28 protein-coding genes are annotated in these 16,248 nt (G+C 53.9%); all 28 read left to right on the top strand.

Annotated features, from left to right (window positions below):
- Positions 1 to 3 precede the first annotated feature (3 nt).
- The 28 genes from rplB to rimO all read left to right on the top strand — a co-directional run bounded on the left by rplB (position 4) and on the right by rimO (position 16,164).
- A complete protein-coding gene (gene rplB / locus MWC30_RS08170; protein ID WP_244083674.1) occupies positions 4 to 825 on the top strand; it encodes a 50S ribosomal protein L2 in 822 nt (273 codons plus the stop codon).
- A 143-nt stretch (positions 826 to 968) separates the two neighbouring features.
- Entirely contained in the window at positions 969 to 1,256 is a 288-nt protein-coding gene (gene rpsS / locus MWC30_RS08165; RefSeq protein ID WP_244083673.1) for a 30S ribosomal protein S19, read from the top strand.
- Entirely contained in the window at positions 1,256 to 1,588 is a 333-nt protein-coding gene (rplV, locus tag MWC30_RS08160; RefSeq protein ID WP_244083672.1) for a 50S ribosomal protein L22, read from the top strand. The genes rpsS and rplV overlap by 1 nt, the downstream gene beginning before the upstream one ends.
- A 149-nt stretch (positions 1,589 to 1,737) precedes the next feature.
- Positions 1,738 to 2,364 carry a 30S ribosomal protein S3 gene (rpsC, locus tag MWC30_RS08155; RefSeq protein WP_244083671.1) on the top strand — a complete coding sequence of 209 codons (627 nt, stop codon included), beginning with the start codon at positions 1,738 to 1,740 and terminating at the stop codon, positions 2,362 to 2,364.
- A gap of 172 nt (positions 2,365 to 2,536) precedes the next feature.
- Entirely contained in the window at positions 2,537 to 2,953 is a 417-nt protein-coding gene (gene rplP / locus MWC30_RS08150) for a 50S ribosomal protein L16 (RefSeq protein WP_244083670.1), read from the top strand.
- On the top strand, positions 2,950 to 3,150 hold the full coding sequence (gene rpmC / locus MWC30_RS08145; RefSeq protein WP_244083669.1) for a 50S ribosomal protein L29: 201 nt from the start codon (positions 2,950 to 2,952) through the stop codon (positions 3,148 to 3,150). Before rplP ends, rpmC begins: the two co-directional genes overlap by 4 nt.
- A gap of 11 nt (positions 3,151 to 3,161) precedes the next feature.
- Positions 3,162 to 3,425 carry a 30S ribosomal protein S17 gene (gene rpsQ, locus MWC30_RS08140; RefSeq protein ID WP_244083668.1) on the top strand — a complete coding sequence of 88 codons (264 nt, stop codon included), beginning with the start codon at positions 3,162 to 3,164 and terminating at the stop codon, positions 3,423 to 3,425.
- Between the two features lie 69 nt (positions 3,426 to 3,494).
- On the top strand, positions 3,495 to 3,863 hold the full coding sequence (gene rplN / locus MWC30_RS08135; RefSeq protein WP_244083667.1) for a 50S ribosomal protein L14: 369 nt from the start codon (positions 3,495 to 3,497) through the stop codon (positions 3,861 to 3,863).
- 22 nt (positions 3,864 to 3,885) lie between these two features.
- A complete protein-coding gene (gene rplX / locus MWC30_RS08130) occupies positions 3,886 to 4,215 on the top strand; it encodes a 50S ribosomal protein L24 (protein WP_244083666.1) in 330 nt (109 codons plus the stop codon).
- A 38-nt stretch (positions 4,216 to 4,253) separates the two neighbouring features.
- A complete protein-coding gene (rplE, locus tag MWC30_RS08125; protein ID WP_244083665.1) occupies positions 4,254 to 4,793 on the top strand; it encodes a 50S ribosomal protein L5 in 540 nt (179 codons plus the stop codon).
- 22 nt (positions 4,794 to 4,815) lie between these two features.
- Entirely contained in the window at positions 4,816 to 5,001 is a 186-nt protein-coding gene (locus tag MWC30_RS08120) for a type Z 30S ribosomal protein S14 (protein ID WP_244083664.1), read from the top strand.
- 29 nt (positions 5,002 to 5,030) lie between these two features.
- Complete coding sequence (gene rpsH / locus MWC30_RS08115; RefSeq protein WP_244083663.1) at positions 5,031 to 5,429, top strand: 30S ribosomal protein S8; 399 nt, start codon at positions 5,031 to 5,033, stop codon at positions 5,427 to 5,429.
- Positions 5,430 to 5,502: 73 nt separating this feature from the next.
- Positions 5,503 to 6,045 (top strand): 50S ribosomal protein L6, encoded by a 543-nt coding sequence (gene rplF / locus MWC30_RS08110; RefSeq protein WP_244083662.1) that lies wholly within the window; start codon positions 5,503 to 5,505, stop codon positions 6,043 to 6,045.
- Between the two features lie 21 nt (positions 6,046 to 6,066).
- Positions 6,067 to 6,438, top strand: coding sequence for a 50S ribosomal protein L18 (rplR, locus tag MWC30_RS08105; protein WP_244083661.1), 372 nt, complete (start codon positions 6,067 to 6,069; stop codon positions 6,436 to 6,438).
- A 33-nt stretch (positions 6,439 to 6,471) separates the two neighbouring features.
- On the top strand, positions 6,472 to 6,975 hold the full coding sequence (rpsE, locus tag MWC30_RS08100) for a 30S ribosomal protein S5 (protein ID WP_281430541.1): 504 nt from the start codon (positions 6,472 to 6,474) through the stop codon (positions 6,973 to 6,975).
- 30 nt (positions 6,976 to 7,005) lie between these two features.
- On the top strand, positions 7,006 to 7,188 hold the full coding sequence (gene rpmD, locus MWC30_RS08095; RefSeq protein ID WP_244083660.1) for a 50S ribosomal protein L30: 183 nt from the start codon (positions 7,006 to 7,008) through the stop codon (positions 7,186 to 7,188).
- A gap of 44 nt (positions 7,189 to 7,232) precedes the next feature.
- A complete protein-coding gene (gene rplO / locus MWC30_RS08090) occupies positions 7,233 to 7,691 on the top strand; it encodes a 50S ribosomal protein L15 (protein ID WP_244083659.1) in 459 nt (152 codons plus the stop codon).
- Positions 7,692 to 7,694: 3 nt separating this feature from the next.
- On the top strand, positions 7,695 to 9,002 hold the full coding sequence (gene secY / locus MWC30_RS08085; RefSeq protein WP_256461230.1) for a preprotein translocase subunit SecY: 1,308 nt from the start codon (positions 7,695 to 7,697) through the stop codon (positions 9,000 to 9,002).
- A gap of 117 nt (positions 9,003 to 9,119) precedes the next feature.
- Positions 9,120 to 9,761 (top strand): adenylate kinase, encoded by a 642-nt coding sequence (locus MWC30_RS08080; RefSeq protein WP_244083658.1) that lies wholly within the window; start codon positions 9,120 to 9,122, stop codon positions 9,759 to 9,761.
- 11 nt (positions 9,762 to 9,772) lie between these two features.
- Complete coding sequence (map, locus tag MWC30_RS08075; protein ID WP_244083657.1) at positions 9,773 to 10,522, top strand: type I methionyl aminopeptidase; 750 nt, start codon at positions 9,773 to 9,775, stop codon at positions 10,520 to 10,522.
- Positions 10,523 to 10,609: 87 nt separating this feature from the next.
- Positions 10,610 to 10,831: a translation initiation factor IF-1 gene (gene infA / locus MWC30_RS08070; protein WP_244083656.1), complete on the top strand. Its 222-nt coding sequence runs from the start codon at positions 10,610 to 10,612 to the stop codon at positions 10,829 to 10,831.
- 38 nt (positions 10,832 to 10,869) lie between these two features.
- Entirely contained in the window at positions 10,870 to 10,983 is a 114-nt protein-coding gene (gene rpmJ, locus MWC30_RS08065) for a 50S ribosomal protein L36 (RefSeq protein WP_244083655.1), read from the top strand.
- A 15-nt stretch (positions 10,984 to 10,998) separates the two neighbouring features.
- On the top strand, positions 10,999 to 11,370 hold the full coding sequence (gene rpsM, locus MWC30_RS08060; protein WP_244083654.1) for a 30S ribosomal protein S13: 372 nt from the start codon (positions 10,999 to 11,001) through the stop codon (positions 11,368 to 11,370).
- A 12-nt stretch (positions 11,371 to 11,382) separates the two neighbouring features.
- Positions 11,383 to 11,775 carry a 30S ribosomal protein S11 gene (gene rpsK, locus MWC30_RS08055; protein ID WP_244083653.1) on the top strand — a complete coding sequence of 131 codons (393 nt, stop codon included), beginning with the start codon at positions 11,383 to 11,385 and terminating at the stop codon, positions 11,773 to 11,775.
- Between the two features lie 64 nt (positions 11,776 to 11,839).
- A complete protein-coding gene (gene rpsD, locus MWC30_RS08050; RefSeq protein WP_244083652.1) occupies positions 11,840 to 12,466 on the top strand; it encodes a 30S ribosomal protein S4 in 627 nt (208 codons plus the stop codon).
- A gap of 127 nt (positions 12,467 to 12,593) precedes the next feature.
- Entirely contained in the window at positions 12,594 to 13,601 is a 1,008-nt protein-coding gene (locus tag MWC30_RS08045) for a DNA-directed RNA polymerase subunit alpha (RefSeq protein ID WP_254006162.1), read from the top strand.
- A gap of 2 nt (positions 13,602 to 13,603) precedes the next feature.
- Positions 13,604 to 14,059 carry a 50S ribosomal protein L17 gene (gene rplQ / locus MWC30_RS08040; protein WP_244083651.1) on the top strand — a complete coding sequence of 152 codons (456 nt, stop codon included), beginning with the start codon at positions 13,604 to 13,606 and terminating at the stop codon, positions 14,057 to 14,059.
- A 725-nt stretch (positions 14,060 to 14,784) separates the two neighbouring features.
- Complete coding sequence (gene rimO / locus MWC30_RS08035; RefSeq protein WP_244083650.1) at positions 14,785 to 16,164, top strand: 30S ribosomal protein S12 methylthiotransferase RimO; 1,380 nt, start codon at positions 14,785 to 14,787, stop codon at positions 16,162 to 16,164.
- Positions 16,165 to 16,248: the final 84 nt, after the last annotated feature.

The following is a 16,248-nucleotide window of genomic DNA, read 5'->3' as shown; positions in this document are numbered from 1 at the left end:
TCCATGGGCATTAGAAAAGTGAATCCGACCTCCCCCGGTCGTCGGTTCCAGACGCATGCCACGTTTGACGAAATTACACGCACAGCCCCGGAAAAGAGCCTGTTGCAGCCTCTCAATAAATCGGGCGGCCGCAACAACCAGGGCCGTGTGACGGCTTGGCAGAGGGGCGGCGGACACAAGCGTCAATATCGCATCGTTGACTTCAAACGAAACAAGGAAAATATACCCGCCAAGGTCGCAAGCGTTGAGTACGATCCCAATCGATCGGCACACATCGCTCTCCTGCACTATGTCGACGGCGAAAAGCGCTACATCCTTGCTCCCGTGGGGCTCACCGTGGGCGACACCGTCCTCACGGGACCCGAGGCGGACATCAAACCGGGCAATTGTCTGCGCCTTGTAAATATTCCCCTCGGCACCGTCTTGCACAATGTGGAGCTGAAACCCGGCAAGGGCGGGCAGCTTGCTCGATCTGCAGGCTCCAGCACGCAGCTCATCGCCAAGGAAGGCAAGTATGCCATCCTTCGCCTGCCCTCCACCGAAATGCGCATGGTGCCCCTGGAATGCAAAGCCAGCATCGGCCAGGTGGGCAATATCGAGCACGAGAACCTCTCCCTTGGCAAGGCGGGACGCAAACGCTGGCAGGGGAAACGGCCCCATGTACGTGGTGTGGCCATGAACCCCGTCGATCACCCCATGGGCGGTGGTGAAGGACGAAGCTCTGGCGGTCGCCATCCCTGTACACCCTGGGGGGTACCCACCAAAGGCTATCGCACCCGGAAATCCAAGCAGAGTGATAAGCTGATCGTTCGTCGCCGCAAATAGTCAGTCAGGCGTTGATGGCTCATAGCTCATAGCCGATGGCTCAGTCCTGGCACCTGATCCGGCCGCTTCGATACTGCAATGCTATGACCCTGAACGGATATTTGAACCATGCGCTATGAGCCATGAGCTTGAAGGAGTTAGAAATGCCTCGATCTTTAAAAAAGGGACCATTTGTCGATGGTCATTTGTCGGACAAAGTTTTCAAGGCCAAAGACACAGGCGATCGCAAGGTGATTAAGACCTGGTCGAGGAGATCCACCATTCTGCCTGAGTTTGTCGGAGTCACCCTTGCTGTGCACAACGGCAAGAAGTTCATTCCCGTTTTCATTTCAGAAAATATGGTGGGACACAAACTGGGGGAATTCGCTCCAACCCGGACCTTTTACGGCCATGCCGGAGACAAGAAGTCTAAAGTGAAAGGGAAGAAGTAATGGAAGTGAGAGCCGTAAGCAAATACTTGCGTGTTTCTCCCCACAAGGCACGCCTCGTGGCCGATCTGGTGCGTGGCAAGGACGTGGGGGATGCCTTGACGATTCTCAAGTATTCGCCTAAGAAGAGCTGTCGTCTGATCAACAAGACCCTGCGTTCCGCCGTGGCCAACGCCGAGAACACCAAAACCATGGATGTGGACAACCTCTTCATCAAGACGATCACCGTTGATGAGGGGCCACGCCTGAAGCGCTTTCGCCCGAGAGCCATGGGGCGTGCCACGAGAATCCTTAAAGGAAGCAGTCACATCACGGTCGTATTGTCTGAAAGATAGGACTTTCAGCATACGGTCGTGTGCTCCCCCGGCCGAAGCAAGGCCCAAGGGGCGTGATATGAGAGACAACAGGCATACGATGAGACCGTCGTCCTCACACACAATGGAAATAGAGAGAGACGACCAGCCATAAGGCGCGGAGGTGGAGTTTGGGACAAAAGGTACATCCGACGGGATTTCGTCTGGGCGTGATCAAAACTTGGGATTCCAAGTGGTTCGCTACCAAAGACTATTCCAAGCTGGTTTATGAAGACCGCATGATCCGTGATTACATCAAGACCCGTCTGTTCCACGCAGGTATTGCCAAAGTGGAGATCGAGCGGGCGGCCAACAAGGTCAAAATTCGCATTTTCACTGCGAGACCCGGTATCGTCATCGGCAAGAAGGGGTCCGAAATCGAAGCATTGCGGCGAGACCTCGAGAAGAAGTTCAAGAGGGAAATTCTCATTGACATCCAGGAGGTGCGGCGGCCCGAACTGGATGCCACCCTGGTGGGTGAGAATATTGCGCTGCAGCTCGTTCGCCGCGTCGCATTTCGTCGCGCCATGAAGCGCGCCGTGACGGCTGCTCTCAAGTTCGGAGCCAAGGGCGTCCGGGTTGCCTCATCGGGAAGGCTTGGCGGCGCAGAAATGGCTCGTCGCGAATGGTATCGTGAAGGCAGGGTTCCCCTCCATACACTGCGAGCCGATATCGACTACGGCACGGCCCTCGCCAAGACGACTTACGGCATCATCGGAGTGAAAGTGTGGATTTTCAAGGGTGAGGTTCTCCCCTGATTGCGTCTTCCGGCGGGATAGCTCATCGCTCATAGCTTGTAGTTCAGGACCACCGGAAATGGGCTACAGCGTAAGACACCGGTATACACGACTATCAGCCATGAGCCGTGGGCTATCAGCCATGAGCTCCAAAGCGACAGCGTCCGAACGGTGACGAACAGGAGAAGTTTCAATGTTAGCACCAAAACGAGTCAAATTCAGAAAGCAGCAAAAGGGTCGCATGACCGGCACCGCATTTCGCGGGAGCGACCTCAGCTTCGGGGATTTCGGCCTCAAGGCATTGGGGTGTGGTTACCTGACTTCCAGGCAGATTGAAGCCGCACGTATCGCCATCACCCGGCATGTGAAGCGTGGCGGCAAGGTTTGGATCCGCATTTTTCCCGACAAGCCCTTCACCAAAAAGCCTGCTGAAACGCGTATGGGCAAAGGGAAAGGTTCCCCTGAGGGATGGGTGGCCGTCATCAAGCCGGGCCGCATCCTTTATGAGATCAAAGGCGTTCCCGAGTCGGTAGCCAGAGAGGCCCTTGGTTTGGCATCTCACAAGCTCCCCCTTCCCCTGCGTTTCGTATCAAGACAGGATGTACTATGAAAGCCAGCTCTTTACGCGATATGACCAGAGACGAGCTCCTCCAGAAGCTGTCCCAGCTTCGAGAGGCGCTTTTTAATCTAAAATTTCAGCATGTCACCGGGCAGCTGGAAAATACCGCTCAACTCCCCAAGACCCGCAAGGACATCGCACAGATCCTTACGGTCTTGCGAGAGATGGAACAGAAACCTGCGGCATGAGGGCACGATCTATGGAAGAGCAGAAGTCAGCGAAAAAGACGCGCGTCGGCATGGTGACAAGCAACAAGATGGACAAAACCGTTGTGGTTTCGGTAGACCGCCTGATCCATCATCAGAAGTATCGTAAATTTATTCGCCGCCAAAACAAGTTCAAAGCCCACGATGCACTCAACGCATGTCAGATCGGCGATCGAGTACTCATCGAGGAAAGCCGCCCTCTCAGCAAGGACAAACGCTGGGTCGTGGTGAAGATTTTGGAAAAAGCGGCTCTCTAGCCCCTGCGCTGCGTCACTCCCCCGCGACAATGGGGCGGTTTTGACAGCAATGCAAAAACGGAGTAAACCATGATTCAAACCGAAACTCAACTCAACGCCGCCGACAATTCCGGTGCCAAGCGTCTCTACTGCATCAAGGTACTTGGGGGAACCCGGAGGCGCTACGCCACGCTGGGAGACATTATCGTGGTTTCTGTCCAGGAAGCCATTCCCAATGCCAAGGTCAAGAAAGGCGATGTGCTGAAGGCCGTCGTCGTTCGTACCAAGAAGGAAGTGCGGCGGCCCGATGGCTCCTATATCAAATTCGACGACAATTCGGCTGTCCTCATCAACGCAGCCAAAGAGCCCATTGGAACACGCATTTTTGGACCGGTGGCGAGGGAATTGCGCGCCAAACAATTTATGAAAATCATCTCCCTCGCTCCCGAAGTGCTTTAGTGGGTATAAGGAAACTGGACCAATGGAAGTTCAGAAAAAATTTCATATCAAGAAGAACGATACGGTTATGGTGATTGCCGGCAAAGACAAGGGAAAGAGCGGCAAGGTGCTGCGACTCGTTCCCAAGAAGAACCGGGCCATTGTGGAAAAGCTCAACATGGTGAAACGCCACATGCGTCCTGGTGCTCAGAGCCGGCAGGGGGGAATCCTTGAGAAGGAAGCTCCCATCGAGATTTCCAATCTCATGTTGGTGTGCTCCAAATGTACCGATCCGACCCGAGTGGGCTATAAAATACTCGATGACAACCGCAAGGTTCGTTATTGCAAGAAATGCAAAGAAGTCATCGACTAGAGACGTCCATGGCAAGGGTTTAGGAGTGGAGGCAATTCATGGCAAGAATGCAGGAAATTTATGAGAGCGAGATTATCCCGAAGCTGCAGGAAAAATTTCGCTACAAGAGCCCGATGCAGATCCCCAAAATGACCAAGATCATTCTCAACATGGGGCTGGGCGAGGCAATTCAGAACATCAAGATTCTGGATTCGGCAACACAGGAGCTTGCACAGATCGCAGGCCAGAAGCCCGTCATCACACGCGCACGTCAGAGCATCGCCGCTTTCAAGCTGCGTAAAGGGATGCCCATTGGCTGCATGGTGACGCTGCGTGGTGACCGTATGTATGAGTTCTTCGACAAGATGGTCAATGTCGCGCTTCCTCGAGTCCGAGACTTCCGGGGGATCTCATCCAAGGCTCTCGATGGCCGCGGAAACTATACTCTCGGCATCAAGGAGCACATCATTTTTCCGGAAATCGATTATGACAAGATTGACAAAATCAAAGGCATGAACATCACCATCGTTACCAACGCTCAAACGGATGACGAGGCGCGTACACTCCTCGATCTGATGGGCATGCCTTTCAAGCGCTAAACGGGAGATGAAGGAGGCAACATTGGCTAAGAAGTCACTCATCGCAAAATCGAAGCGCACGCCGAAATTCAAGGTCAGAACATACAATCGCTGTCCCATCTGTGGACGTCCCAGAGGGTACATCCGCCAGTTTGGCATTTGCCGCATCTGCTTTCGCAAGATGTCCCTGAAGGGTGAGCTTCCAGGCGTGATCAAATCCAGCTGGTAGGCAGGCGCATCTATCAAGGAGCGAGTTTTATGGTCGTATCGGATACAATTGCCGATTTCTTGAATCGCATCAAGAATGGTCAGAAGGCGCGGTTTGACAAGGTGGACATTCCTGCCTCCCGCATGAAAGCCAGTCTAGCCCGTATTCTCAAGGAAGAAGGCTACATCAAGAATTACAAGCTCATTCGCGACGACTTGCAGGGTATCCTGCGAGTCCAGCTGAAATACGGTGAGGGTCGTGAAGGGGTCATCGCCGGCGTCAAGCGCGTCAGCAGGCCCGGTCGCCGCGTGTATGTGGGACATGGAGAGATCCCCAGGGTCATGAACGGCCTGGGCATCAATATCATATCCACCTCCAAGGGCGTCATGACGGATCGCCAGGCACGCAAGGAGCGCATCGGCGGCGAGCTTCTCTGTTCTGTATGGTAGCCGATTCCGCCCCCTCCCCCTCTTGAGCGGGAGCATATTTCGTAAGATCGTGTAGGCGTAAAGGAGCACAGTCATGTCACGTGTGGGAAAATTGCCCATCAAAGTCCCTCAGGGCGTCAAGGTTTCCATGGACGGGCCTGTTTTGACGGTTAAAGGCCCCAAGGGCACTTTGGCACGCCAGTTGCCTGATACATTGGATATCAATTTAGAGTCGGATGCGATCCTGGTGCAGCGCAGGGACGACAGCATCCAGTCCCGGTCTCTTCACGGCCTGGTGCGGGCTTTGGTCCATAACATGGTCAAGGGAGTCAGTGAAGGCTTCAAGAGATCTCTCGAGATCCAGGGCACCGGCTACCGTGCAGAAGCGCAGCAGAACGTTTTGAACCTGAATCTTGGTTATTCTCACCCGGTGAATTTTGCCCTTCCGCAGGGAATCACCGCCTCTGTCGAACGTACAAACATCATTCACCTGGAAGGCATTGACATGGAGCTCCTGGGCCAGACTGCGGCGCGCATCCGTGCCATTCGTCCCGTCGAGCCTTACAAGGGGAAAGGTGTCCGCTACGCGGGTGAGCATATCCTGCGCAAAGCCGGGAAAACCGGTTCCAAGAAGTAAGTACTATGGGGAGAAGCACAAATGCCATTTAAAACGAATCCACGAGAGGTTGCACGCCTCAAGCGCAAAAAGCGTATCCGCAAGAACATCACGGGAACAGGGGAACGGCCGCGCCTTTCCATTTTCCGCAGTGACAAGCACATATACGCGCAGATCGTCGACGACGTACAGGGCATCACGCTGGTCGCGACCTCCACTCTCTCATCGGAGTACAAGGAAGGCGAAATGGCTGCCGGCAAAGTCGGTGCAGCCAAGCGGGTGGGTGAGCTCATCGCCCGGAAGGCCCTTGAGAAGGGCATTGCCAAGGTCGTTTTCGATCGGAACGGCTTCATTTACCACGGTCGGGTTCAAGCGCTCGCAGATGCGGCCCGTGAGGCGGGTTTAGATTTTTAAATACAGGTTTTACATCCAACGGAGGCAAATAAATTGATAGCTGCGGAATCGAGCCAACTGCAATTGATCGACAAAGTGGTCCATATCAGCCGTGTGGCAAAAGTCGTTAAGGGTGGACGCCGCTTTTCCTTTAGTGCCATTGTGGTGGTCGGTGACGGTAATGGCCGTGTGGGATTCAGCCTCGGCAAAGCCAACGAAGTCCCTGAAGCCATTCGCAAAGGCATGGAATCAGCCAAACGGAGCATGTTTGATGTTCCCCTTATTGAGGGCGGGACCATCCCCCATGAAATTCTGGGGTGCTTCGGTGCCGCGTCCGTTGTCCTGAAACCGGCTTCTCCCGGTACGGGTGTCATTGCAGGGGGTGCGGTCCGCGCCATCATGGAAGCTGCCGGTATCCATAACATCTTGACCAAGTGCATCGGCTCCCGTAATCCCCACAACGTCGTCAAGGCGACCCTAGAGGGGTTGAAGCGTCTTCGCAGCATCGAGGCCGTATCCAAAATTCGTGGCATCGATGCTCAGGAGATGCGAGCATAAGGTCCTCTTCACCTGTCAAAGGAACTGAACATGGCAAAGCCCATACAAGTGAAACTGGTCCGAAGCCCCATAGGCCGCCCGGAAAAATACCGGATCATCCTGAAGGCTCTCGGGCTCACCAGACTCAATAAGACGGTTGATCTTTACAGCACTCCAACCATCGTTGGCGCCATTCGCAAAGTGATTCATCTCGTCGAGGTGACCGAGCGATAGCTCCTTAAATTTATTTTGATCACACAGATAGAACAGGTGTTTCCATGAGACTTGACGATTTGGCTCCCGCTCCAGGAGCAAAGAAGACCAAAAAGCGCATCGGCCGTGGTCCGGGCTCCGGCCTTGGCAAGACTGCCGCTCGTGGCTCCAAGGGCCAGAATGCCCGTTCCGGCGGAGGCACTCCTCCATGGTTCGAGGGCGGGCAGATGCCGCTTCAGCGTCGCATTCCCAAACGCGGCTTCAAAAACCCCTTCAAAAAGCAGTTTGCAGTGGTCAATGTGGGGGACCTCCAGGTTTTTGAGAGTGGCACCGAAGTTGCCCTTCACGACTTTTTCGAAGCCGGCCTGGTCAAAAAGCTCTTTGATGGCATCAAATTATTGGGTGATGGTGAAGTCAATTCCCCCTTGACCGTTCATGTACATAAAGCCAGTGCTGCAGCTGTCCAAAAGATTGAAGCAGCCGGTGGCCGAGTCGAATTGATCGTTCCTCAAAAAAGGAATTAAAGGGTGATTACAGGGTTTCAGAATATCGGTAGAATTCCTGAGCTCAAACGCAGGATTGGGATGACCCTTCTCCTTCTTGCCGTTTACCGCATTGGCGCCCATATTCCGACTCCGGGCATCAACAATGAGGCTTTGGCCGCATTCTTTCGGGCAGCCCAGGGAACCCTCCTGGGACTGTTCGATATGTTTTCCGGCGGCGCTCTAAGCCAGCTTTCGGTTTTTGCTCTCGGGATCATGCCCTATATCAGTGCGTCCATCATTCTTCAGCTGCTCACGGTGGTCATTCCCACACTGGAACGCCTCAGCAAGGAAGGAGAGGCAGGACGCAAGAAAATCACCCAGTATACCCGCTATGGCACGGTCGTTCTCGCCATCATCCAGGGATTCGGTATCGCCTTCGGCCTGGAGGGAATGTCGGGTCCCGGCGGTGAAATGGTCGTCCTGTTTCCAGGATGGGGCTTCCGGATCACAACCGTCATCACCCTCACCGCGGGAACCGCTTTTATCATGTGGCTCGGTGAACAGATCACCGAGCACGGCATTGGCAACGGGATTTCTCTCATCATCTATGCAGGCATCGTGGCCGGCCTGCCCAACGCTCTCATCAACACCCTGCGGTTGACCAAGACCGGTGAAATGAGCATTTTTCTCACTTTGATCCTCCTGATTTTCATGGTCGCGGTGGTGGGTGTCATCATTTTCGCCGAACGGGGACAACGCCGGATTCCCGTGCAATACGCCAAACGAGTTGTGGGGAGGCGCATCTATGGTGGGCAGAACACGCACATCCCGCTCAAGATCAACACGGCCGGGGTCATTCCGCCCATCTTTGCTTCTTCCATCATCATGTTTCCTGCCACGGTAGCGAACTTCATCCACGTGCCCTGGGTGCAGTCCGTGGCCAAGAGCCTCACACCGGGCCATTGGCTTTATTCCGTCATGTACGTGGCATTCATCGTCTTCTTCTGCTTTTTTTACACAGCCATCGTCTTCAACCCGGTGGACGTGGCCGACAACATGAAGAAATACGGTGGCTTCATTCCGGGAATCCGCCCCGGCAGGCCCACGGCGGATTACATCGACAAGGTTTTGAGCCGCATCACTTTGGGCGGTGCGATTTACATTTCGGCAGTATGCGTTCTGCCGACGATCCTCATCCAGCGGTTCAATGTGCCGTTCTATTTCGGCGGTACGGCGCTCCTCATCGTTATCGGGGTAGCCATGGATACGCTGGGCCAGATCGAGGCGCATATGCTTTCACGTCACTACGAGGGCTTTCTCAAGCAGGGACGTGTTCGCGGACGCCGTTGAGAGGTCCATAGGCTGGGAAAAAGCCGCAAGCAGGGTATCGGTATTCGCTCCATCATGGCCAGCAGTGAAATCTCATATAACGGATGATCAGTCCAACAAGCAGGGAGGAGAGGAAAAATGAACATTATTTTGTTAGGACCCCCGGGAGCCGGCAAGGGAACACAGGCAAAGCGTCTCATCGACAAGTACGGTATCCCCCAGATTTCCACAGGTGACATGTTGCGCGCAGCGTTGAAGGAAGGTACCCCCCTTGGGCTCGAAGCCAAGAAATACATGGATCAGGGAGCCCTTGTGCCCGACTCCGTGGTCATCGGGCTCGTGAAAGAGCGCATCCAGAAACCCGACTGCGCGAAGGGATACATGCTCGACGGATTCCCCCGCAACGTCAGCCAGGCCGAAGCCCTGGACAACATGCTCAAGGATCTGTCCCAGAAGATTGACGATGTGATTTGTGTCGAAGTTCCCAGCGGCGAGCTTCTCGGTCGCCTGACCGGTCGACGCACCTGTCGTGCCTGCGGAGCCGGCTTTCACGTTCTCTTCGATCCTCCCAAGAAGGAAGGCGTTTGTGACAAGTGCAACGGCGAGCTCTACCAGAGGGATGACGACAATGAAGCGACCGTTTCGTCACGTCTGAAGGTCTATGATGAGCAGACCAAGCCTCTCATCGATTATTACGAGAAGCAAAGCAAGTTGCGCCGCATCAACGGCGTCGGCAGCATGGCCGAGATTTTCGATCGCATTACCGCCGTTCTCGGCTAGAGGGTTTTTCGTTGATCACACTTCGTTCTCAACGTGAGATAGAAAAAATACGTAAAGCATCCCTCATCGTAGCGGAAGTTTTGCTGAAGCTGAAAGAGCACGTTCTACCGGGTGTTACGACATTCGAATTGAACCAGATCAGTGAGGACCTGGCCCGTAAGCATAAGGCCAGGCCCGCTTTCAAGGGATACCAGGGGTATCCCTTTGCATTGTGCACCTCGGTCAATGAAGAAGTTGTACACGGCATGCCTTCCAGGAAGCGCCATCTTCAGGAAGGCGACATCATCAGCATCGATTTCGGTGTGGTTTTCGATAATTATTTCGGGGATTCGGCCATCACGGTTCCGGTGGGCCGGATCTCCGAAGAAGCTCAGCTTCTGTGCACAGCCACGGAAGAGTCGTTGCACGCGGGCATCAGTCAGGTCGTGGTGGGAAACCGCCTCTCTGATATTTCGCATGCCATCCAGTCTTATGTCGAATCCCGGGGGTATTCGGTGGTAAGGGAATTTGTGGGGCACGGCATCGGTCAGCACCTTCATGAAAGCCCCCAGATTCCCAATTACGGTCCTCCTGGCCGCGGGGTTAAACTTAAGGCTGGAATGGTTTTCGCCATCGAGCCCATGATCAATCTGGGACGACCCGAGGTCGAGATCCTCAAGGACAAGTGGACGGCTGTGACGGTGGACCGAAAAATTTCTGCACATTTCGAGCATACTGTCGCGGTTACGGACAATGGACCTGATATCTTGAGCCACCTGTAAAGATTTTGTTTACAAGATCAAATTAAGGGGATATATTCCCAAATTTCCGAACACTAAAAAGCACATTGCAAGGAGATGATGAAAGGCATGGCTAAAGAGGACTCTATAGAAGTGGAAGGCACCGTTGTCGAAACCCTTCCCAATGCCATGTTTCGCGTGGAGTTGCCGAACGGTCATCGGATACTGGCCCACATCTCCGGCAAGATGCGGATGCATTTCATCCGCATTCTTCCAGGAGACAAGGTGACGGTAGAGCTCTCCCCCTATGACCTCAACCGAGGCCGCATCACGTATCGATCCAAATCCTAGCGCCTCTTTGCGGTGTCTTGTAGAAGGGAGTCGTTGGCATGAAAGTCCGAGCATCAGTTAAGCGTATTTGCCGTAAGTGCAAGATCATACGCCGTCATGGCACAGTACGCGTTATTTGTGAAAACCCCAGGCATAAGCAGAGACAAGGGTAAGGGGAGGAACGGGCATTGGCACGAATTGCAGGGATTGACTTACCCAAGAACAAGCGGATTGAGATTGCTCTGACCTATATCTATGGAATCGGGCGATCCACTTCACAGAAGATTCTCAACCAGGCAAACATTCCTTGGGATACGAAGAGCGACGACCTGGATGACAATCAGGTCAATACGATCCGACAGATCATCGATTCGCAGTTGAAGGTCGAGGGGGATCTGCGCACAGAAGTGTCCATGAATATCAAGCGATTGATGGATCTCGGCTGTTACCGGGGCTTGAGGCATCGCCGCGGGTTACCCGTTCATGGCCAGCGCACGCACACCAACGCGCGCACCCGCAAAGGACCGCGACGCTCCGTCATGGGCAAGCGCAAGAAATAATCTGGAGGCATTATGGCAAGGGAAAAGGGCGTCTCGCGCAAGAAAAAAGAGCGCAAAAACATCTTGAACGGTGTGGCTCACATCCGTTCCACTTTCAACAACACCATTGTCACCATCACGGATATGAGCGGAAACGCCATTTCGTGGTCCAGCGCCGGCAGCCAGGGCTTCAAGGGGTCACGGAAAAGCACGCCGTTTGCTGCGCAGATTGCTGCGGAGATAGCCGGAAAAAAAGCCATGGAGCATGGGCTCCAGAACCTCGAAGTGTATGTCAAGGGTCCCGGCTCAGGTCGTGAAGCTGCTCTTCGTGCTCTTCAGGCAACAGGCTTCACCATCACGGTCATCAAAGATGTGACTCCGATCCCCCACAACGGCTGTCGCCCTCCCAAGCGGCGCCGCGTTTAATGGAGTCCATCGAATATTATAGGTTTGTCATGCTCATTCAATAGGAGAAGAGGAGGAATCAACCTTGGCTCGCTATACGGGTTCAGTCTGCCGGCTCTGCCGCCGCGAAACCATGAAGCTCTACTTGAAAGGCGATCGTTGCTATTCGGACAAGTGCGCCGTAGAGCGTCGCAACTACCCCCCCGGACAACATGGACAAGGCCGTAGCAAATTTTCAGATTACGGGTTGCAGTTGCGTGAGAAGCAGAAGATTAAACGCATGTATGGCCTTGTAGAAAAGCAATTCAAAACCTACTTCAAGCATGCGGATCGGCAGAAAGGTGTGACCGGCACCAACTTCCTCATCCTCCTCGAGCGTCGTCTGGACAATGCCGTTTACCGCATGGGCTTTGCCGACTCTCGCGCCCAGGCCCGCCAAGTAGTTCGTCACAATCATATCCTTGTCAACGGGAAGAAGGTGAACATTCCCTCTCACCTCCTGCGCCCGGGGGATGTTGTCAGCATCACCGAAGGCAGCCGTCAGATGGCTTCCATCAATGATGCACTCGAGGCGCTCCCCCGTCGTGGACTCTCTCCCTGGCTGGAGTTGGATAAGGCCAAGTATCAGGGCATTTTCAAAACGATTCCAACCCGGGAAGAGATGAACCTCCCCGTACAAGAACAGCTGGTTGTAGAATTCTATTCTAAATAAGGTGAGGAGCTCCTCACGACCCTATGCCGGATATAGAGCTCTGCCGCGCGGTTGACTCCGTATCCGGTTTTTCCCTTTCCCCCCTGGAAAGGGGACCCCTGGTGAGATCTCTTGATGAGGAAACATTATGCAAAGGAACTGGCGCGAACTGATTAAACCCAAGCGCTTGGAAATTGAGACAAATGAACGTCCAGATACCTACGGGAAGTTTGTTTGCGAGCCTTTGGAACGAGGCTTCGGAATCACGCTGGGGAATGCCCTTCGAAGGGTGCTTTTGTCCTCGCTGCAAGGTTCGGCCATCACCAGTGTCAAAATAGATGGCGTGTTACACGAGTTTTCAACGATCCCCGGGGTTTTGGAAGACGTCACGGATGTTATTCTGAATCTGAAGGAAGTTCGGTTCAAGATGCAGACAGAGGGCCCGGTCGTCCTCGTTCTGGAGAAGGATGGCGAAGGCGAAGTTGCTTCCAGGGATATCCAGGGGACATCCCTGGTGGACGTTCTCAACCCGGACCAGCACGTGTGCACCCTTGCCAAGGATGCCAGGCTCCGCATGGAGCTGACTGTCAAACAGGGCAAAGGCTACATGCCGGCCGATCGGAATGCCGACGAGAACCAGCCCATCGGAACGATTCCCATCGATGCCATCTTCTCTCCCATCCGAAAAGTCAGTTACGCTGTCACGCAGGCCCGCGTCGGTCAGATCACTGACTACGACAAGCTGACGATGGAGATCTGGACGGACGGAAGCATCAGGCCTGAAGATGCTCTGGCCTACGCTGCGAAAATCTTGAAGGATCAACTGACGATCTTCATCAACTTTGAGGAAGAGGCGGAGACGCTCGAAGAAGAGATACGCGTTGAACCGGCTTTCAATGAAAATCTCTTCCGCAGCGTGGATGAGCTCGAGCTCTCGGTTCGGTCGGCCAACTGCCTCAAAAATGCGGACATCCGGTATATTGGGGAGCTCGTTCAGAAGTCTGAATCCGAAATGCTGAAGACGAAGAATTTCGGTCGTAAATCTCTCAATGAAATCAAGGAAATCCTGAGTGAGATGGGTCTTTCCTTGGGTATTCGAGTAGAAAATTTCCCTAGCCGTGAGGAAATTGAAGGACGAAGAAAGGAACAGGAATAGCCATGCGCCACGGAGTTTCCGGTAGAAAATTGAATCGAGTGACGAGTCACCGATTGGCCATGTTCCGAAACATGGTGACTTCCCTGCTGCGGCATGAGCGTATTTACACGACGGTCCCCAAAGCGAAGGAATTGCGGCGATGGGCTGAATGGATGATCACTCTCGGGAAGCAGGGAGATCTCCACGCGAAACGCCAGGCCTTGTCACTGATCCAGGAGAAGAGCGTCGTGTACAAGCTTTTCGAGGATTTGGCCCCTCGATATCAGAGTCGCCCGGGGGGGTACACCCGCATCGTCAAGGTGGGTTTTCGCAGGGGAGATGCTTCTCCCATGTGCATCATCGAGCTGGTGTCGGATGCCAAAGCCGTTCCCAAAAAAGCCAAGCCAACAGAGGGCGCAGAGAGCAAGGCACCGGTGTCTCCACAGCCGACCGCCCCTCCCGAAGCACCTGCGGAGTAGAGCTCCTGAGGCCATCCAAAGAAATCGATTTCGACAGAAAAAAAATAACCCGCACATGCGGGTTATTTTTTTTCTATCAATTCCAGGGAGAGAGCATCCTTCAAGAAAGGCTGTCTTCCTCCTTCAGACAATAGCAGCAGCATTCTCTGCATGTGAAGCCGCTCCACATCGCCTTCGCCGCCTTGTCCAGGCAAATGTCATAGTTCTGGCAAGCAAAATTACGAACGCCCTTCCCTTCCTTGCACATCACGGGTCCTAACGAAAACCTGCTGTTTTTGTCAGCTTGACCTGATTGCCCGCGATATCCTTTCTCCTTTGCCATACGCTTCATCTCCTAGTCGAAACCGTCGAGCTCGGCTCATTCCGCCGTCCCCTACGCTCCACAGTCTATATTGTGTAATGATGGAACACCACTATCTGTTCTAATGATCCAGGCCATCCAAGGCGCACTGACAGCTCCCAATGTCGAGGCAATTCCACAGTCCATAGATTTTTCAAGAAGGAATAAGGAAGGCTCGTCCCGAACTTGAACAAGTTAAACATGCAGTCCTCTAAAATCAAATCCCTGAACCACGCCTTGCGGTATCTCCGGGCAAGCATCGCGTATCCTATTTTAACTTTGCGTTTTTCCGTTTCAAGGTGCTTTCCGCATTTCCGAAAGGCGTGTTATAAACCAAACGGTTTAGAAAGAAACCCGTAAATTCACTCCCATGCGACAGGAACCCATGACAACCCATCGTGCCAATACAATCTCCAAGAAAAACAAACCCCTTGCTTCTCTGGTGAGTCTCGGTTGCGCCAAGAACCTTGTGGACAGCGAAACCATGGTCCCCCAAATTCTGGCCCATGGATACCAGATGACGGAACACCCCACCCAGGCATCTCTCATAGTCGTGAACACCTGCGGGTTCCTGGAAAGCGCTGTGGAAGAAGCGATCCAGCATGTACTTGAAATGGGCCGCCTCAAGGAGTCCGCTTCCTGTGAGAAACTCGTGGTGACAGGGTGCATGGTCCAGCGCTACGGAAAGAAATTGCTCTCTTTGCTGCCTGAGGTCGATCTCTTTTTGGGCACATCCCATTACCATCGACTGGGAGAGATCCTCCTGGCCTCTCGAGATGGCGATTCCAAAAAACTCTGGATCTCCAGGCCCCTTTCCCTGGCAACTTCTCAGTCTCCGCGTATGCGCTCCACATCATCCTTTTCCGCTTACCTGAAGATTGCCGACGGGTGCAGCAACCACTGCACCTATTGCATGATCCCCCATCTGCGGGGGCCGTATCGGAGCCGCACGGTAGAAGACGCTTTAGAGGAAGCTTCTCTGCTGGCCGCAGAAGGGGTGAAGGAGATCAACCTCATCGCACAGGACACCACTGCCTTTGGATGGGATCGAAAGAATGAGGGGGAGCTCATTTCCCTCCTGGAATCACTCGATACCCTAGAAGGCGTGGAGTGGATTCGTCTCCTCTACGTTTATCCCGACCGCGTCACTCCCCACCTCCTCCGCACCATGGCCCAGGCGAAAAAGATTGTCCCTTATCTCGACATCCCTTTCCAGCATTGTGTTCCGCGAATTTTGAATGCCATGCGCCGTGATGGATCCCAGGTCGATGCCGAAAGGCTCATCGACGCGATGCGCCGACACATCCCGAACCTGGCCCTCCGTACTTCACTCATGGTGGGGTTCCCAGGGGAATCAGCAGGGGATTTCCGTCGACTCCTGCAATTTGTAGAAGAGACCCAATTTGACCATGTGGGTGTCTTCGCTTTTTCTCCCGAGGCGGGGACCAGGGCTGCTAAAATGCCGTTTCAGGTTCCCCAAGACATAAAGGAAGAAAGGCGCCACACCCTCCTGGAGTTGCAGCGAGGAATCTCTCGACAGCGCCTGCAAAATTTCGTGGATCGGGAATTGCCCATGCTCATCGAAGGGTTTCATCCGGAAACCAATCTCCTGTTGTCAGGTCGCCTGGCCGTACAAGCTCCCGAAGTGGATGGGTCCGTCATCATCACCGCGGGCGAGGCTGAACCGGGAGAGATTGTCCCTGCAAGAATCACCGTGGCCCATGATTACGACCTCGAGGCTGAAATACTACCGTTCTCTGGATGATTCCCTGTGCGGAGCGAAGTGCCCAGAGCGTTTTTTTGGTCGGGGCAGAGCGTCTCCAATGAACGCTAATACGACAACGAGACA

Origin of the sequence: Desulforhabdus sp. TSK, assembly GCF_022836495.1 — a bacterium.
In the GTDB taxonomy this organism is placed as follows: domain Bacteria; phylum Desulfobacterota; class Syntrophobacteria; order Syntrophobacterales; family Syntrophobacteraceae; genus Desulforhabdus.
This window is presented reverse-complemented; position numbering and strand designations above follow the sequence as displayed.

Bases quoted from the DNA above. Each gene is read 5' to 3' on its own strand.
- rpmJ (WP_244083655.1), top strand. From the start codon at position 10,870: ATGAAAGTCCGAGCATCAGTTAAGCGTATTTGCCGTAAGTGCAAGATC.
- rplB (WP_244083674.1), top strand. From the start codon at position 4: ATGGGCATTAGAAAAGTGAATCCGACCTCCCCCGGTCGTCGGTTCCAG.
- rpmC (WP_244083669.1), top strand. From the start codon at position 2,950: ATGAAAGCCAGCTCTTTACGCGATATGACCAGAGACGAGCTCCTCCAG.
- rpsK (WP_244083653.1), top strand. From the start codon at position 11,383: ATGGCAAGGGAAAAGGGCGTCTCGCGCAAGAAAAAAGAGCGCAAAAAC.
- rplN (WP_244083667.1), top strand. From the start codon at position 3,495: ATGATTCAAACCGAAACTCAACTCAACGCCGCCGACAATTCCGGTGCC.
- rplF (WP_244083662.1), top strand. From the start codon at position 5,503: ATGTCACGTGTGGGAAAATTGCCCATCAAAGTCCCTCAGGGCGTCAAG.
- rpmD (WP_244083660.1), top strand. From the start codon at position 7,006: ATGGCAAAGCCCATACAAGTGAAACTGGTCCGAAGCCCCATAGGCCGC.
- rplO (WP_244083659.1), top strand. From the start codon at position 7,233: ATGAGACTTGACGATTTGGCTCCCGCTCCAGGAGCAAAGAAGACCAAA.
- rplP (WP_244083670.1), top strand. From the start codon at position 2,537: ATGTTAGCACCAAAACGAGTCAAATTCAGAAAGCAGCAAAAGGGTCGC.
- infA (WP_244083656.1), top strand. From the start codon at position 10,610: ATGGCTAAAGAGGACTCTATAGAAGTGGAAGGCACCGTTGTCGAAACC.
- rplR (WP_244083661.1), top strand. From the start codon at position 6,067: ATGCCATTTAAAACGAATCCACGAGAGGTTGCACGCCTCAAGCGCAAA.
- rpsQ (WP_244083668.1), top strand. From the start codon at position 3,162: ATGGAAGAGCAGAAGTCAGCGAAAAAGACGCGCGTCGGCATGGTGACA.
- rimO (WP_244083650.1), top strand. From the start codon at position 14,785: ATGACAACCCATCGTGCCAATACAATCTCCAAGAAAAACAAACCCCTT.
- rpsS (WP_244083673.1), top strand. From the start codon at position 969: ATGCCTCGATCTTTAAAAAAGGGACCATTTGTCGATGGTCATTTGTCG.
- rpsH (WP_244083663.1), top strand. From the start codon at position 5,031: ATGGTCGTATCGGATACAATTGCCGATTTCTTGAATCGCATCAAGAAT.
- rplE (WP_244083665.1), top strand. From the start codon at position 4,254: ATGGCAAGAATGCAGGAAATTTATGAGAGCGAGATTATCCCGAAGCTG.
- MWC30_RS08045 (WP_254006162.1), top strand. From the start codon at position 12,594: ATGCAAAGGAACTGGCGCGAACTGATTAAACCCAAGCGCTTGGAAATT.
- rplV (WP_244083672.1), top strand. From the start codon at position 1,256: ATGGAAGTGAGAGCCGTAAGCAAATACTTGCGTGTTTCTCCCCACAAG.
- MWC30_RS08080 (WP_244083658.1), top strand. From the start codon at position 9,120: ATGAACATTATTTTGTTAGGACCCCCGGGAGCCGGCAAGGGAACACAG.
- rplX (WP_244083666.1), top strand. From the start codon at position 3,886: ATGGAAGTTCAGAAAAAATTTCATATCAAGAAGAACGATACGGTTATG.
- rplQ (WP_244083651.1), top strand. From the start codon at position 13,604: ATGCGCCACGGAGTTTCCGGTAGAAAATTGAATCGAGTGACGAGTCAC.